Source organism: Butyricicoccus intestinisimiae (assembly GCF_018918345.1).
GTDB classification, from domain to species: Bacteria; Bacillota; Clostridia; order Oscillospirales; family Butyricicoccaceae; genus Butyricicoccus_A; species Butyricicoccus_A intestinisimiae.
In genome coordinates, this window is the sequence record NZ_JAHLQI010000003.1 from 158185 (window position 1) to 173353 (window position 15169).

Annotated in this window: 13 protein-coding genes and 1 riboswitch; of the genes, 3 read left to right on the forward strand and 10 right to left on the reverse strand. The window is 51.0% G+C overall.

Annotated features, from left to right (window positions below; genetic code table 11):
* Positions 1–56: 56 nt before the first annotated feature.
* From KQI75_RS07285 to KQI75_RS07295, 3 genes are all read right to left on the reverse strand, one after another.
* A complete protein-coding gene (locus KQI75_RS07285; RefSeq protein ID WP_216470077.1) occupies positions 57–1307 on the reverse strand; it encodes a M16 family metallopeptidase in 1251 nt (416 codons plus the stop codon).
* A gap of 183 nt (positions 1308–1490) precedes the next feature.
* The gene (locus tag KQI75_RS07290; protein ID WP_216470078.1) at positions 1491–1937 is read right to left on the reverse strand and encodes a MarR family winged helix-turn-helix transcriptional regulator; all 447 of its coding nucleotides are present in this window, start codon (positions 1935–1937) and stop codon (positions 1491–1493) included.
* Positions 1938–1956: 19 nt separating this feature from the next.
* Positions 1957–3378, reverse strand: coding sequence for a radical SAM protein (locus tag KQI75_RS07295; RefSeq protein WP_216470079.1), 1422 nt, complete (start codon positions 3376–3378; stop codon positions 1957–1959).
* 176 nt (positions 3379–3554) lie between these two features.
* Between KQI75_RS07295 and KQI75_RS07300 the strand changes: the two genes are divergently transcribed.
* Positions 3555–3926 (forward strand): hypothetical protein, encoded by a 372-nt coding sequence (locus tag KQI75_RS07300; RefSeq protein ID WP_216470080.1) that lies wholly within the window; start codon positions 3555–3557, stop codon positions 3924–3926.
* Positions 3927–4122: 196 nt separating this feature from the next.
* On the opposite strand, the gene KQI75_RS07305 is transcribed toward KQI75_RS07300, so the two are convergent.
* Both KQI75_RS07305 and rpsO read right to left on the reverse strand, forming a co-directional pair.
* The gene (locus tag KQI75_RS07305) at positions 4123–6246 is read right to left on the reverse strand and encodes a polyribonucleotide nucleotidyltransferase (protein ID WP_216470081.1); all 2124 of its coding nucleotides are present in this window, start codon (positions 6244–6246) and stop codon (positions 4123–4125) included.
* Between the two features lie 195 nt (positions 6247–6441).
* Positions 6442–6708 (reverse strand): 30S ribosomal protein S15, encoded by a 267-nt coding sequence (gene rpsO, locus KQI75_RS07310; RefSeq protein WP_246566489.1) that lies wholly within the window; start codon positions 6706–6708, stop codon positions 6442–6444.
* 742 nt (positions 6709–7450) lie between these two features.
* A riboswitch (TPP riboswitch) is annotated at positions 7451–7566 on the forward strand.
* 90 nt (positions 7567–7656) lie between these two features.
* Between rpsO and thiC the strand changes: the two genes are divergently transcribed.
* On the forward strand, positions 7657–8970 hold the full coding sequence (gene thiC / locus KQI75_RS07315) for a phosphomethylpyrimidine synthase ThiC (protein ID WP_216470082.1): 1314 nt from the start codon (positions 7657–7659) through the stop codon (positions 8968–8970).
* Between the two features lie 173 nt (positions 8971–9143).
* Here thiC and KQI75_RS07320 read toward each other — a convergent pair whose 3' ends face one another.
* Together KQI75_RS07320 and KQI75_RS13765 are read right to left on the reverse strand one after the other, a co-directional pair.
* Entirely contained in the window at positions 9144–9353 is a 210-nt protein-coding gene (locus KQI75_RS07320; protein WP_216470083.1) for a helix-turn-helix domain-containing protein, read from the reverse strand.
* Entirely contained in the window at positions 9350–9673 is a 324-nt protein-coding gene (locus tag KQI75_RS13765) for a helix-turn-helix domain-containing protein (protein WP_330655525.1), read from the reverse strand. Before KQI75_RS13765 ends, KQI75_RS07320 begins: the two co-directional genes overlap by 4 nt.
* Between KQI75_RS13765 and KQI75_RS07330 the strand changes: the two genes are divergently transcribed.
* Positions 9672–10010, forward strand: coding sequence for a hypothetical protein (locus KQI75_RS07330; RefSeq protein WP_216470085.1), 339 nt, complete (start codon positions 9672–9674; stop codon positions 10008–10010). The genes KQI75_RS13765 and KQI75_RS07330 overlap by 2 nt on opposite strands.
* 809 nt (positions 10011–10819) lie before the next feature.
* Here KQI75_RS07330 and KQI75_RS07335 read toward each other — a convergent pair.
* The 3 genes from KQI75_RS07335 to KQI75_RS07345 form a co-directional block, all read right to left on the reverse strand.
* Positions 10820–12547 carry a phospho-sugar mutase gene (locus KQI75_RS07335; protein WP_216470086.1) on the reverse strand — a complete coding sequence of 576 codons (1728 nt, stop codon included), beginning with the start codon at positions 12545–12547 and terminating at the stop codon, positions 10820–10822.
* Positions 12548–12862: 315 nt separating this feature from the next.
* On the reverse strand, positions 12863–14077 hold the full coding sequence (locus tag KQI75_RS07340; RefSeq protein ID WP_216470087.1) for a GTPase: 1215 nt from the start codon (positions 14075–14077) through the stop codon (positions 12863–12865).
* Between the two features lie 145 nt (positions 14078–14222).
* A complete protein-coding gene (locus KQI75_RS07345) occupies positions 14223–15089 on the reverse strand; it encodes a DegV family protein (protein WP_216470088.1) in 867 nt (288 codons plus the stop codon).
* Between the last annotated feature and the right edge of the window lie 80 nt (positions 15090–15169).

Below are 15169 nucleotides of genomic sequence, written 5' to 3' on the forward strand. Positions count from 1 at the left end.
CAACTGACGGCGCAGCAAAAAACCTGCTGCGCCGTCGCTTATCTCAAATATTCGGTTTATCCTCTCAGCAGCTTGTCATAGTACGCTTCATCCTGTACCTTTCCAACGGCGCAGATAGATGCCTGTTCAAAGTCAAAGATGCTGCGTGCCAAATTGGCAATGTCTTCTTCCGTGACCGCGTCATACAGTGCGATAACTTCTTCCAGCTCCAACGCATGGTCAAAGAACATCTCACTGCGTCCCAGCTGGTTCATTCTGCCTGATGTGCTCTCCAAGCCAAGCAGCATGTTGGTCTTTGCCTGCTCACGGCAGCGGCGCAGCTCGGAACGATCCGGTCCTTCCTCAGCCAGACGCAGGCACTCTTCCTTGATTAACTCGACCGCCTTGCTCTCTGTCTCTTTGCCAAGAGCGGTATAAATGGCAAACATGCCGGTGTCCTCATGCGAGGTGTTGAACGAGTACACCGAATAGCACAGACCGTTTTCCTCACGCACGGTGCGGAACAGGCGGGATGCCATGCCTCCGCCCAAAATGGCACCCATCAGTGCATTGACATAGCGTTCTTCTGCGCGAATCGGCAGACCCGGAAATGCAATGCACAGGTGGTTCTGTTCGATTTCCTTCGGACGAACGATAATCTTCGGCGCATAGCCCGCCGGTTCGATGACGTTGCGGCCGCTGCCCTCCATTTCGGAGAACAAATCGCAGATAAACTGAATGTCATCCTTTGTAAACGAACCTGCGATCGCAACAATCGTATCTTTCGGACGGTAGTATTCATCCATGTACTTGTGCAGGGTGTCACCGGTCATTTTTTGCAGGCATTCTTCGTTTCCGAGAATCGGGCGTCCCAGCGAAAAGCCGTCGTAGCACGCCTCAAAGATTTTCTCCGTTGCCACGTCCTCCGGCGAGTCTTCGTACATGTCGATTTCTTCGAGAACAACGCCGCGCTCCAGCTCTAAATCCCGTTCGTTGAATGTGGAATGCAGGAACATATCCGCGAGAATTTCCACACCGGTCTTGAGATGCTTATCCAGTGTTTTTAAGTAAAAGCAGGTGCACTCCTTTGTCGTAAAAGCGTTGACCTGTCCGCCGATGGCATCCATCGCAATGGCAATATGCTGGGCAGAGCGTTTTGCAGTTCCCTTAAATACCATATGCTCAATAAAATGCGAGATGCCGCTGAGTTGTTCCGGCTCATGTCGGGAGCCGTTCATAATCCAAATGCCAATCGCAGCCGAACGCATGCCCGGCACGTGCTCCGCTACGATGCGCACACCGTTTGGCAATGTAATACGGTCATACATCAATCAATCTCTCCCTTAGCGATTCCGTAAAAGGAATCGCTCTATTCTACTGTTTGTTTTAGTATAACATACTATAAACCGGTTGCGAACCGTTTTATCGGTTTTTTATTGCAACATCTTGTTAACTTTTTGTTTTGCAAAACGCCAAAGAAGCTGGGATTTCTCCCAGCTTCTCAACCTGCCTTACGGCAATTGAAACAGTTCGTCATGATGCGGGCCAAGCAGCTTCACGCCCTGCTTGAGCAGGCGCATAAACTCGCGTGCGTCCGCTTCTCCCAGCACACAAAGCAGCCATGCATAGCCGTCTACTTCCTTGTGATAGACCTGCTTGGCATACTCTCGTCCGGCAGCTGTCAAGCATACAAGGACTTTTCTTTTATCCTGTGTTCCCGGCGTGCGCTCGATATATCCCTTGCGCTCCAATTGCTTGAGAATGTTTGCCACGCGGCCGGAGGTCAAGCCGACACACTCCGCCAATTCTCCCGCGCACACCGCTTTGTCTCGATGTGCAAGCATCAATAACAGCTGTTCTTCTCCTCTGGCTGCAATGCAATCCGCAATCCAACTCAACGGACGCGCATTTTCCACCTGCATTTCAACCAGTTCTTTTGCCAATTTTTCATACTCCACACCACTTCACCTCAGTACATTACTTGATAATGTTAGAAGGCTTGTAGTTCTGATAACTCGGTTTCTTGTGTGTCTCATGTGTCCAAATTTCGTCCGCTTCCTTTGCCCAGCAAGCAGCGTAATCCTTGCACTTTTCGCACAGATGCTCTACCGACTCCGGAGACTCCAAATCCGTGCTGTGTGCGCCGGTCTCGTGCACCATCTTTTGCAGCAGCTCCGGATTCTCCAGCATCGGACACGGGCGCAGATGGTTGTGATTGAACGGCTGACCGTCATGATATGCCTTAAACAGCGGGCTCTGCAGCATCTCCAGAATCGAGTTGCCATGGATATTGGTGTTCGAGTAATGAATGAACACACACGGCTCTGCGTCGCCGGCAGAGTTGATATGGAAGTAGTTTCTGCCGCCTGCGATACATCCGCCGACAAACTCACCGTCGTTCTGGAAGTCCATCGGATAGAACTCAATATCAGACTTGCTGGAACGAACGTAGCGAATGCGCTCAATCATGTACTTGCGCTGTTCCATCGTCGGCATCAGCTCTGGTGCAGCATTGTTGCCGACCGGCATATAGTGGAAGTAGAAGCCGAAGCGCGCGCCCTTGTCAGCAATCATCTTGAGGAACTCATCGCTGGTGACAGCCTCGACGTTGTGTCTCGTGTAGCAAATGGACGTACCGAACAAAATGCCGTACTTCTTGAGCAGATCCATTGCGCGCATAACCGCAGCGTAATGACCTGCGCCGCGGCGCTCATCGTTGGTCTCCGGCGTGCCCTCGATGGACAGCTGGAAGGTCAGGTTGCCCAGACGGACGACTTCTTTACAGAAATCCTCGTCAATCAGCGTAGAGTTGGTGTACAGAGAGAATTCTACATCGTTGTGCTTCTCTGCCAGCTTAAGAATATCCTTTTTGCGGACGAGCGGTTCGCCGCCAGTCATCATATACAGGTATACGCCCAGCTCCTTGCCCTGCGTGACAATTTTATCCATATCCTCGAAGGACAGGTTGTGCTTGTGACCATATGTGCCGGACCAGCAGCCGGTGCAGTGCATGTTGCATGCAGAGGTCGGGTCAAACAAAATCAGCCACGGAATGTTGCAGTCATACTTCTTGCGGTTTTTGCGAATCTCCTTGGTGCCGCGGAAGAATGCCTCAAAGCCCAGATTCAGAGCCGCCATCTTTGCGACATGCGGGTCGGTTTCGTCGAGCACGCGGTTGATAAAGCGAATCCACTTGTTTCCTTCCGGATGGCGAATTGCCTCACGAACCTTATCATAATTTTCCTTCGGCATGCCGTCTCCCCAGAACTTCTCTGCGAAATCGACGATGTCGAGGAATGCTTTTTCTCTATCTTTCTTCGCATTGGACAGCACATGATCAATGATGACGCTTGCTGCCGCTCTTTGAGCCTTATGCGAAAGCTCTGCTAATCCAGCCATTTTACTTGCCTCCAATTAAGTATCTTTTACTGAAAGTTAATATACGCCGTTCTTCACATTCTGTCAAGTCTTTTTCGACAAAAATGTAAGTTCTTTTATCAATTCCTTGCTTTTTTTCCCAGATAACGATATACTGAAAGAACATTCTGTACATAAATCAGAAAGGAGTTCTTTCCATGCGTCTGCTGTATCTGCTGGTCTGGGACGCGATGTTCTGCATCGTGCTGAGCATCAGCCACTTTGCTTCTGCCACCCTAATCTCTCCGGATTCCAGCTATATTGTCACCCTGATTACCTTTGCCGTTTGCGGTGCATTTCTCGGACATCTGCCTCACGTAGACGGATTAACCATTGTTTTTGTCACGCTTCCGGCGCTGTATCTGGCGCTCGCGCCATTTCTCGCACCGATTTTAAATACGCTGCCCCTCCCGCTGCCGGGCGGCATTTCTCTGGTGCCGGCCGCACTGCTGTCCCCGGATACCCTGCTGCTGCGCTATGCCGGCGCACTCACAGCCGGATACACGCTGTGGCGAAAATTCCAACAGTGAGCAATTTTTGTATCAGCCGAAGTTCTCCTGAGAACTTCGGTTTTTTCACGGCTGTCTTTTCCACAGCATATTCTGTTCCGCGCCCGTCTAGCACACGTGTTTCTTTGGCGTACAAGGAAATTTTTCCAATCTTTCCTTGAACCAAAAAGGCTGTATCCTTGCCGGATACAGCCTCTTTTTTCATTTAAAACGCCAATTACAGGACTTTTTCTTCTTCCTTTACGTCCTTACGGGACAGGTTGATGCGGCCCTTGTCATCAATCTCAATGACCTTAACCCAAATCATGTCGCCAACATTGACAACGTCTTCTACGCGCTCAACGCGGCGCTTCTCCAGCTTGGAGATATGAACCAGACCGTCCTTGCCCGGTGCGATCTGTACGAATGCGCCGAAGCCCATCAGACGAACAACCTTGCCGTAGAATACATCACCGACTTCCGGATCCTTGACGATGGTTTCAATCATCTTCTTTGCCTTCTCGCCGTCAGAACCGTTGATAGCGGAAATGCTTACGGTGCCGTCCTCAGCGATGTCAACCTTTGCGCCGGACTCGGCGGTAATCTTCTGGATGACAGCGCCGCCCTTGCCGATAACGTCACGGATCTTGTCCGGATTGATGTGGATGGTCATGGTCTTCGGTGCCCACTCGGAAACATCAGCGCGCGGCTCAGCAATTGCCTTGAGCATAACATCGTCGAGAATCTTGTAACGAGCATCGCGGCACTTGCGGAATGCTTCCTTGATGATGGACGGAGTCAGACCGTCAACCTTGATATCTACCTGAATACCGGTGATGCCCTTCTTGGTACCTGCTACCTTGAAGTCCATGTCGCCGTAGAAGTCCTCTACGCCCTGAATATCGGTAAAGGTGGTTTCCTGACCGTCATCGGTAATCAGACCGCAGGAAATACCGGCTACCGGAGCCTTGATCGGAACGCCTGCATCCATCAGAGCCAGCGTGGAGCCGCAAACAGAGCCCTGAGAAGTAGAACCGTTGGAGGACAGAACCTCAGATACCACGCGGATTGCATACGGAAATTCTTCTACAGACGGCAGTACCGGCACCAGAGAACGCTCAGCCAGCGCGCCATGACCAATTTCACGACGGCCAGGACCGCGGGACGGGCGGGTCTCGCCAACAGAGAAGGACGGGAAGTTATAATGATGGATATACCGCTTCTCCTTCTGCTCGAAGATGGTATCCAGCGTCTGTGCATCAGACAGCGTGCCCAGCGTGCAGACAGACAGAACCTGCGTCTGACCACGGGTAAACAGGCCGGTACCATGTGCACGCGGCAGAACACCAACTTCGGATGCCAGCGGACGAACTTCTTCCATGCCGCGGCCGTCTACGCGCTTGCCCTGTGTCAGCCAGTGGCGAACAACCTTCTTGCACAGCTTGTCCACGATCTCGGAGATTTCAGCTGCGCGCTCAGTAGCAACTTCTTCACCCAGCATCTCGTCGATTTCTTCGCGAACTACCTGCATGCGGGCGTCACGAACCGTCTTGTCGTCGGTGTCAAAGGCAACCTCTACCTTTGCGCGTGCGAATGCTTCGATCTGGTCGAACAGCTCATGATCGATATCATGATGCTCGTACTCAAACTTCGGCTTGCCGATCTCTGCCTTGATGGAGTCGATGAATGCACACATCTTCTTGATTTCCTCGTGTGCAAACAGCAGAGCATCCAGCATCTGATCTTCCGGAACTTCCTTTGCGCCAGCCTCGATCATAACGATCTTCTCAGCGGTGCCGCAAACGGTGACGTCCATCAGGCTCTTCTGGCGCTGCTCCAGCGTCGGATTCAGCACGAACTCGCCGTCTACCAGACCAACGTCTACGCCTGCTACGGTGTAGTTGAACGGAATATCAGAAATAGCAACTGCGATAGATGCACCATTCAGAGCAGTTACCTGCGGGGAGTTGTCGTAATCGTTGCCCATAACGGTGCACACGATGGATACGTCATTGCGCAGATCCTTCGGGAACAACGGACGCATCGGACGGTCGATCTGACGGGAAGCGATGGTAGCCTGCTCGCTTGCCTTGCCCTCGCGGCGCATAAAGGAGCCCGGGATACGGCCTACTGCGTACAGCTTTTCTTCAAAATCAACGGAAAGCGGGAAGAAATCCACGCCCTCACGCGGCTTCGGGGAAGCGGTAGCGGTAACGAGAACTACGGTATCGCCGTAGCGAACCAGAGCGGAACCATTTGCCAGCTGTGCAACCTTGCCGGTCTCAACAGTCAGCTCGCGGCCTGCGAACGTGGTCTTAAACACGCGCGCTTCATCAAATGACTTATGGGTAATCGTCGTCATAACTGTCTCCTATCTTAATAAAATTCTTCGTTTTTTCGGAAAGGCCGACAGTCCTTCAAGCACTTGAAGCAGATGTGGCAGCACGTCCACACTTCCTTCAACTGCTCAAGGAATTGCCGTCCAGTCCATTCCTTCATAAACGGGCAGAGAGGACGACCGCAGCGCGTGCGGCCTTCCTCTCTCATGAACAAGTACTTACTTTCTGATGCCGAGCTTAGCGATGATAGCTCTGTAACGCTCGATGTCCTTCTTCTTCAGGTAAGCGAGCATGTTGCGGCGCTGACCAACCATCTTCAGCAGGCCACGACGGGAATGGTTGTCGTGCTTGTGCTCCTTCAGATGCTCGGTGAGCTGCTTGATGCGCTCGGTCAGGATTGCGATCTGTACTTCCGGAGAACCGGTGTCGGTCTCGTGGGTACGGTTTGCAGCAATAACTTCAGCCTTCTGTTCTTTGCGGATCATAATTAGACACCTCATAATATAATATAGTTTGTAGCTTTCCGCACACCGGGCAGCGGCTCAGGTGTAAGGACACGGTCAAACGTGTCCGGTATCCAGACTGCTCAGTGAGGGGGATACGCTAACTACTGCATCATATCACACGGCACGCCGTTTGTAAAGTAAAAATTTTCGGAAAATTTTCCTGTATTTTGTACATGTCATTTTTTTCGTCCGCCGCGAGGCGTCTTGTTTCATTTTGCAGCGCATTCATACAGATTGTACAAGTTTTTTTGCGAATTTCCGCTGTTTTTTTACCGTCCAATTGCAATTTTTCCATGCAGTCTGTATTTGCGAAATCCTGCATTTTCCGTCGAACACAATCCAAGTCTCCGCATTTTCTGCATGTGCAGAAAATGCTTCCTGCACGCATTGTATACTTGCACAGTTGCCCGCCAGATGGCTGTGATTTGTTTCATGAAATTTGTATCTTTTCAGGAAGATGAGGCAATGCTATAATACATCCATCAACAACAGGCAAGTCACTGAGCAATCAGTGCTGTGTCTACTCTCCGTGCTCTCCGCACGGATTCCTCTTTTTCTCTTTTCTGAAATGAAAACACATGGCGGGGGCTGTGCAATCGTGCGGCCTGGATGTCATGTGTTTTTCTTTTGCCTTTTTTATACATTCTTGCATTTTTCCTGCTGTATTTGTCTATTTCCTCTTTTTTACATTGACATTCTTCCGTATTTTTGCTACAATAATACCAATTTACAGGGGAACTACCGTATGTCCGTTCGGGCATCGAGTTGAGAAGGTTAAAACCTGACCCTTTGAACCTGTCGGTTAACACCGTTGTAGGAAGTAAAGGTATTTCGGATACTGAATCCAGATATGCATTGATTTCCTGCGAAATCAGTGCATTTTTTTGTTTCCTACGTTGTTCCCACGTTTCTTTTAGGAGGATCAGCATGTACAAAACACAGATTGAAGCAGCCAAGCAGGGGATTATCACCCCGCAGATGGAAGTTGTCGCAAAGAAGGAAAATATTGACGCAGAAGTTCTGCGCGACCGCATTGCCCGCGGCACTGTCGTCATTCCGGCGAACCGCAACCACACGTCCTTGTCTCCGGAAGGCATCGGCGAAGGTCTGAAGACCAAAATCAACGTCAATCTCGGTATTTCCGGCGACTGTCATGATTATGAAGAGGAATTCAAAAAGGTTCGCATGTCCATTGATTACGGCGCAGAGGCAATTATGGATCTGTCCAATTACGGCAAGACCCACACCTTCCGTCAGGAACTGATTGATATGTCTCCGGCGATGATCGGCACGGTTCCGATGTATGACGCCGTTGGCTATCTGGAAAAAGATCTGAAGAGCATCGAAGCAAAGGATTTTCTGCGCGTCGTCGAAGCGCACGCTAAGACCGGCGTAGACTTTGTGACCATTCACGCAGGCATCAACCGCAAGACCATTGATACCTTCAAGCAGACCAAGCGTCTGACCAACATTGTATCGCGCGGCGGCTCTCTGCTGTTCGCATGGATGGAAATGACCGGCAACGAAAACCCGTTCTACGAGTATTTCGATGAGCTGTGCGACATTCTGCACGAATATGACGTCACCATCAGCTTGGGTGATGCCATGCGTCCGGGTTCCAACCACGACTCCACAGATGCCAGCCAGATTACCGAGCTGATTGAGCTGGGCATCCTGACCAAGCGCGCTTGGGAAAAGAACGTACAGGTCATGATCGAAGGTCCTGGCCACATGGTGCTCAATGAAATCAAGGCGAATATGGAAATTGAAAAGCGTCTGTGCCACGGTGCGCCGTTCTATGTTCTCGGTCCAATCGTAACCGATATTGCTCCGGGTTATGACCATATCACTTCCGCAATCGGCGGTGCGATTGCAGCGACATACGGTGCTGACTTCCTGTGTTATGTCACACCGGCAGAGCATCTGCGTCTGCCGGACGTCAATGACGTAAAGGAAGGCATTATTGCCTCCAAAATCGCAGCGCACGCCGCAGATATGGCAAAGGGCATCCCGCACGCCCGCGACATCGACAACAAGATGAGCGATGCGCGCCGCCGTCTGGACTGGGACGAAATGTTCGACCTCGCCATTGACGGGGAAAAAGCACGCAAATACTTCGAATCCAAGCCGCCTCAGGATCGTCACACCTGCTCCATGTGCGGCAAGATGTGCGCAATGCGCACCACCAACTATATTCTGGAAGGCAAGGATGTCTCCCTGCTCTCCTCCAGCGAAAAGTAAGCCTCTTTATTTTTCTTCTCATATCATCTATATATGCGAAAACCTCCCGTGTAAAAACGGGAGGTTTTTGTGTTACATCGCGATTTCTCCCAAGAAAGCCTGCCCTCTCTGTCGCTGCGCGACATCTCTCCCAGAGGGAGAGACGAGTGGGTCTGTGCGCAATAAAAACTAAATCACATATTGTCCGTCAATCCCAAAATATAATCCGTCGAAGTCTGATAAAATCTCGCCAGACGAATCAGCACATCTGTCGGTATATCGCGCAAACCGCGCTCATATCGACAATACTGCGGCTGTTTCATGTCCAGAAAATCCGCCACCTGTTTTTGCGTCAAATCATGATCTTCACGCAATTCTCGTAATCTTTTATAATAATTATTCATGAATTGCTATCGATAAACCGTAAAACATCATTCGGCGTACATTGCAAGATGTTGCACAGCTTCTCCAATGTATAGACTGTAATCCCTTTGTTGTGTTTTAAATTAAAAATCGTTCGGGTATTAATGCCGTATTTTGTGATTAACGTATATGTTGTAATCTGTTTTTGCTTCATTGTTGCCCATAGCGGACTGTAATCAACCAAACCGGCACCTCCTCCCACGATATATGTCTTATTATCGTAGGAAAAGAGATACTTGAATATACTGAAAAATGTAAGTATAATATTGGTATCAAATGACAAAGCCGGAGGGATCTTCATGCGAGTAGAAAAATACTATTATTCCGACGCGAACAAGCCTGAGTCAGACATCCAAAACACGGAAAAGTTCCAGTCGTTCACGCAGTTATCTGCGTCCTGTCAATCTCTCGCACGGGAAATCGGCGCGAACCTGTTCATGGATACCGACGACCACGCGGGCTGGATTACCTTCATCTGCGATGTTTTGAGCTTCAAGGGCGCAACGAAACAAGCTATGCAGCATCTAGCAGACGTCGCAGATGAGGTGACGATACGAGCATCTGTAGACACCGGCGCGAACAGCCCCGCAGATGTTGACAACGCGGTGCAGCTGACCTTCTGGTTTGACTTTATTTAATCTCAACACAGCCCTCTCTGTCGCTGCGCGACATCTCTCCCAGAGGGAGAGACAAGTTGGTCTGCGCGCAAAACCAAAGCCTTCCTCTCTGAGGAAGGTGGCGCGGCGCAAGCCGTGACGGAAGGAGCAGCACGTGAGCAAGTCTGTATGCAAGTCAACTTGGTTCGTCAGGTGTGCGGTTCGCTCCGGCTTCTTGGCTCTCCCTTTGGGAGAGCTGGCATTTGCGAAGCAAATGACTGAGAGGGCAAGGCGCTGACAAATTCGTATGAGAGATACCCTGATTCGTCAGGGTTAGTCGGCTGCTCCCTCAGTCTTTGCCTGCGGCAAATCCAGCTCCCTCACAAGGGAGCCTGCCCTCTCTGTCGCTGCGCGACATCTCTCCCAGAGGGAGAGACAAGTTGGTTTGCGCGCAAAACCAAAGCCTTCCTCTCTGAGGAAGGTGGCGCGGCACAAGCCGTGACGGAAGGAGCAGCACGCGAACAAGTCTGTATGCAAGTCAACTTGGTTCGTCAGGTGTGCGGTTCGCTCCGGCTTCTTGGCTCTCCCTTTGGGAGAGCTGGCATTTGCATGGCAAATGACTGAGAGGGCAAGGCGCTGACAAATTCGTATGAGAGATACCCTGATTCGTCAGGGTTCGTCGGCTGCTCCCTCAGTCTTTGCCTGCGGCAATCCAACTCCCTCACAAGGGAGCCTGCCCTCTCTGTCGCTGCGCGACATCTCTCCCAGAGGGAGAGACAAGTTTGGATTGCGCGTAAGACAAAAAATCCCTCCGGAGCATTTTCCGGAGGGATTCATTTGTCTATGCGAAATTACTTCACGATTTCCTTTGCAGCAGCCGCGTACTTTTCAATCTTTGCGTCTACTTCTGCCTTTTCCTTGCCGTTTGCCATGATGTAAACCTTGACCTTCGGCTCGGTGCCAGACGGACGGATGATGAAGCTCGTGCCGTCCTCCAGATCGTAATACAGAACGTTCTGGCCCTTCAGCTCTACTTCGGTCTGTGCGCCAGTTGCCAGCTCGGTCTGGATGCCGGACTGCAAATCGCGAACGTCCTTTACTGCGGTTCCGCCAACTTCCTTGAGCGGGGTCTCACGCAGCTCCTTCATCAGCTCTGCCATGCGGGTCAGACCGGATACGCCCGGCATCACGATGGACAGGGTTTCTTCTGCATAATAGCCGTAACGCTTGTACATGTCCTGCATTGCATCGTACAGGGTCATGCCCTTGGTGCGGTAATAAGCAGCCATCTCTGCAATCAGCATGGATGCAATGACAGCGTCCTTGTCGCGGGCATGGTCGCCGCACAGGTAGCCATAAGACTCCTCAAAGGCGAACAGGTACTGATGCGAACCGGTTGCTTCGAATTCCTTGATCTTCTCCGCCAGGAACTTGAAGCCGGTAAACGTATCAAAGCAAGCAACGCCGTTGTCGTTGGCAACCTTGCGTGCCATTTCGGTAGAAACAACAGACTTGAGCACTGCCGGATGCGGCGGCATGGTGTTGGTCAGCTTCTTTGCCGTGATGATGTAGTCAATCAGCAGCACGCCCATCTGGTTGCCGCTCAGCGTGACATAGTCACCGGTGCTGCTCTTGAGCACGGTGCCGCAGCGGTCGGAGTCCGGATCCGTGCCGATAATCAGGTCAACACCCTGCTGCTTTGCCATCTCGATAGCCAGATTAAAGCCTTCCTTGTTCTCCGGATTCGGAGACTTTACGGTCGGGAAGTTGCCGTCAATGACCATCTGCTCCGGCACACAAATCACGTGCTTGTAGCCGATGCGCTTGAGGATTTCCGGAACCAGCTTGTAGCCCGCACCGTGGAACGGCGTGTAAATAATCTTGAAGTCATCGGCAACCTGTGCGATGCAGTCCGGATTGATGCTCATCTTCTGAATCTGACGCAGGTAAATCTCATCGGATTCCGGTCCGATAATCTTAATCAAACCCTTGTCAATGGCTTCCTGATGATCCATGGTCTTGACATCAGTAAACATGTCCAGCGCGTCCATTTCCTTTGCCACAACGTCAGCTTCCTTCGGCGGCAGCTGTGCGCCGTCCTCCCAGTAAACCTTGTAGCCGTTGTACTCCTTCGGGTTGTGGGATGCAGTGACCATAACGCCTGCAAGGGTGCCATATGTACGAACCGCAAACGAAAGCACCGGAACCGGACGCAGGGATTCATACTCAATGACATTGATGCCGTTCGCTGCCAGAATGCTGGCTGCCAGATGAGAGTACTCATCCGAATGCAGACGGCTGTCGCAGGCAATTGCTACACCGCGCTGCATAGCACGCGGGCCATACTGCTTAATCAAATTTGCCAGACCCTGCGTTGCTGCACCGACAGTAAAACGATTCATTTTATACAGACCAATGCCCATCGTGCCGCGCAGACCCGCTGTGCCGAAGGAGAGCGGTGCAAAAAATCGCTCTTGGATTTCCTTCTCATTGCCCTCCAGAGCTGCCAATTCCGCATGTTCCTCTGCGGTCAAAGCCGGAGATTCCATCCACTTGCGATATTCTTCCATATAGCCCATTTCAAAACACCTCATATTTCCTATTTTATTTTTTTCATAGAATTTTTCTTCCGTTGAAGCAGAAGATATCTCTAGAAAAATTATACAGCATTTCACAGGAAATTTGAAGGATAATTTACCAAAATTACAAAATGTTTTTGTCGCACACAATGTGTCCCTGTATTTTACAGCACTTTATCTAAATTTGATGGACATTTTTGTGTTACTTTGCAAAAGCAACACGATTTTTGCGTTTTCGAAATAAATTTTTCAGCTATTTTCTACGCAAAAAACGGATGTCCGCACGGACATCCGTTTTTGCTTTTTATTTGAAGTTTATTCTTTCGGCAGCAGCACTGCTTCGCAGCGATCCAGCACACCGGCCAGTGCCGCCAGCACGGTGCCGTAGTTCGCAGACGGAACGCCTGCCTCGCGGCAAATTGCCACGCGCGCCTGTACCGAACGGGTGGACATCGTCGCACCGGTGTCGTGAATGACGAGATCATACGACGACAAATCCTCCGGCAGATCCAGACCAAAGTTGTAATCAATCTGCAGCTCCTCACCCACGACACGGCGCAGCGAACGCGGAATCTTGATTCTGCCGATTTCCTTATATACCTCGCTCGCACGGCTGCCAACGGCAACGAGAATGCGGCTGTTTTCCTTCAAATCACCCAGCGTGCGCGCACCGGCGATGAAGTCCTCGAGCACACCGCGCTGTTTTGCATACAGCAGCGAATACGAGGTCAGCGGAACATTTTCCGGCACAATATCACGCACCTTGCCGAACGAACGTGCATAGGCAATGACTAGATCGACGCGCGGAATCTCCTTGAGCGCGTTTTCCAAATCATCCTCGTGGATGATGACGCAGCGTGCGCCGCGGTTGATCAAGTCCATCATAATCAGGTACTCATGAATCAGACCGGATTCCGGCACGAGCAGCAGGACATAATCTCCCTCGCACACCAGATTGTCCGGCACAAGAGAACCTTCGATATCTTCGCTGGTTCGAACCATCTGCGACAGGCGGGCACGCAGCAGCGATATCGAGCCGGACGTATTGGCAGAGATAAAGATTGCATCCGGAAACTCCATTTTGAGCTTGGCAATATCGCCCGCATACGCTTCGTCACAGCGGTTAAATACCTGCAGATACGGCACATCATTTTTGACGAGCCAATCATGCGCATGCTGATAGGTCTGACGCGCCGTTTCATCAAATTCCTGGATGTTAATTACATAAATAGCAATGTCAGCGCGGCGAACCGTATTGCGCACGCTCGTTGCATTTTCGCCGTCCAGCTCACTGACGTCGTTGAGTCCGGCGGTGTCAATCAGCGTAACTTCCCCGATGTGTCCAAGACGGCAGCTGCCGACAATCGGACCGTACTTTTCTTTTCCGCTCCGTTTGATGTCCTTGCGGTGCGAGACCAGCAAGTTAAAAATACTTGTCTTGCCGCTGCCCACCTGACCGAACAGAACAACATGCCGATTCTGACCGCCGATTTCGCCCGCCAGATCTGCGGATAAATAGTTATGTCTCATGATTTTTCTCCTCCCTATGGGATCACTCCGGCACCATCGCATCTCTATGCTGCCGAACGCCGGAAGGAAGCCTCCTTTGAACTCTTTTCTACATAGCTTTCATTATATCATGAAAATACAAAATGTACAGAGCGATGCCGCTTTTTTACCAACGTGCTTCCTTTTCTTCATATACCAGCGCAATGCCGCCCGGGCCGACATAGGTTCCGATGACCGCACCGATTTCTACATACGTGATTGCAATGTCACTGATATGCGTCTGGAGCATGCGCGTAATCATCTCAACGCGCTCCGGCGCACAAGACGAAATCACCATGACATGATGCAGGTCTGCGGCGTGCCGCAAGAATCCCTCGACGAGCTTTTTGCAGCCGGCCTGTACACCGCGCACCTTGTCCACATTCTTCGGTTCTCCCTCAAAAAACGTGAGCAGCGGCTTAATGCCCATGACCTTGCCCGCAAGAGCGGTTGCCTTTCCGATGCGGCCGCCTTTGCGCAGATATTCCAAGCTGTCAAAAATAAAATACACCGCCAAATGATTCTGCAAATACAACAGACGGTTGAGAATCTCCTGTGCCCGACAGCCCTCGCGCACCATGCGCACAGCTTCCAGCGCGAAGCCCGCCACAGCGCCGGACGCCGTCATCGAGTCTATCAGATGAATGTTGGGCTGAAATTCTTCTTCCTCCCGCAGCATACGGCGCGCCATACTGGCACCGCTCAGCGAGCCGGACACCTTGCCGGATACCGTAATAACAATGATATCATCATAATCCGCAAACTGCTTCATGGCATCCATCCATGTCTCAATGGTCGGCTGGCTGGTTTTCGGCAATTGCTTGCTCGCAGCGAGCTTTTTGAAAAACTCCTCGCTGGTCAGATCGATACCGTCTCGATATACCGAACCGTCCTCAAAAGCCACCTGAAGCGGAACGACGGAAAATCCTGCTTTTTGTGCACGTTCCGGCGTAAAATCACAGCTGGAATCCGCAAGAATTGCTATTTTACTCATATCTGTTTCTCCTCATTCTCCATATCAGCTTTTCTTGCTTTCAGTGTAGCATATCCGCATCTATTCATCAAGCACTGCAA

Excerpts from the sequence above, each read along its gene's own strand:
- KQI75_RS07285 (WP_216470077.1), bottom strand. The coding sequence starts at position 1,307 with ATGTATGACCGTATTACATTGCCAAACGGTGTGCGCATCGTAGCGGAG.
- KQI75_RS07295 (WP_216470079.1), bottom strand. The coding sequence starts at position 3,378 with ATGGCTGGATTAGCAGAGCTTTCGCATAAGGCTCAAAGAGCGGCAGCA.
- KQI75_RS07300 (WP_216470080.1), top strand. The coding sequence starts at position 3,555 with ATGCGTCTGCTGTATCTGCTGGTCTGGGACGCGATGTTCTGCATCGTG.
- KQI75_RS07305 (WP_216470081.1), bottom strand. The coding sequence starts at position 6,246 with ATGACGACGATTACCCATAAGTCATTTGATGAAGCGCGCGTGTTTAAG.
- rpsO (WP_246566489.1), bottom strand. The coding sequence starts at position 6,708 with ATGATCCGCAAAGAACAGAAGGCTGAAGTTATTGCTGCAAACCGTACC.
- thiC (WP_216470082.1), top strand. The coding sequence starts at position 7,657 with ATGTACAAAACACAGATTGAAGCAGCCAAGCAGGGGATTATCACCCCG.
- KQI75_RS07320 (WP_216470083.1), bottom strand. The coding sequence starts at position 9,353 with ATGAATAATTATTATAAAAGATTACGAGAATTGCGTGAAGATCATGAT.
- KQI75_RS07330 (WP_216470085.1), top strand. The coding sequence starts at position 9,672 with ATGCGAGTAGAAAAATACTATTATTCCGACGCGAACAAGCCTGAGTCA.
- KQI75_RS13765 (WP_330655525.1), bottom strand. The coding sequence starts at position 9,673 with ATGAAGATCCCTCCGGCTTTGTCATTTGATACCAATATTATACTTACA.
- KQI75_RS07335 (WP_216470086.1), bottom strand. The coding sequence starts at position 12,547 with ATGGGCTATATGGAAGAATATCGCAAGTGGATGGAATCTCCGGCTTTG.
- KQI75_RS07340 (WP_216470087.1), bottom strand. The coding sequence starts at position 14,077 with ATGAGACATAACTATTTATCCGCAGATCTGGCGGGCGAAATCGGCGGT.
- KQI75_RS07345 (WP_216470088.1), bottom strand. The coding sequence starts at position 15,089 with ATGAGTAAAATAGCAATTCTTGCGGATTCCAGCTGTGATTTTACGCCG.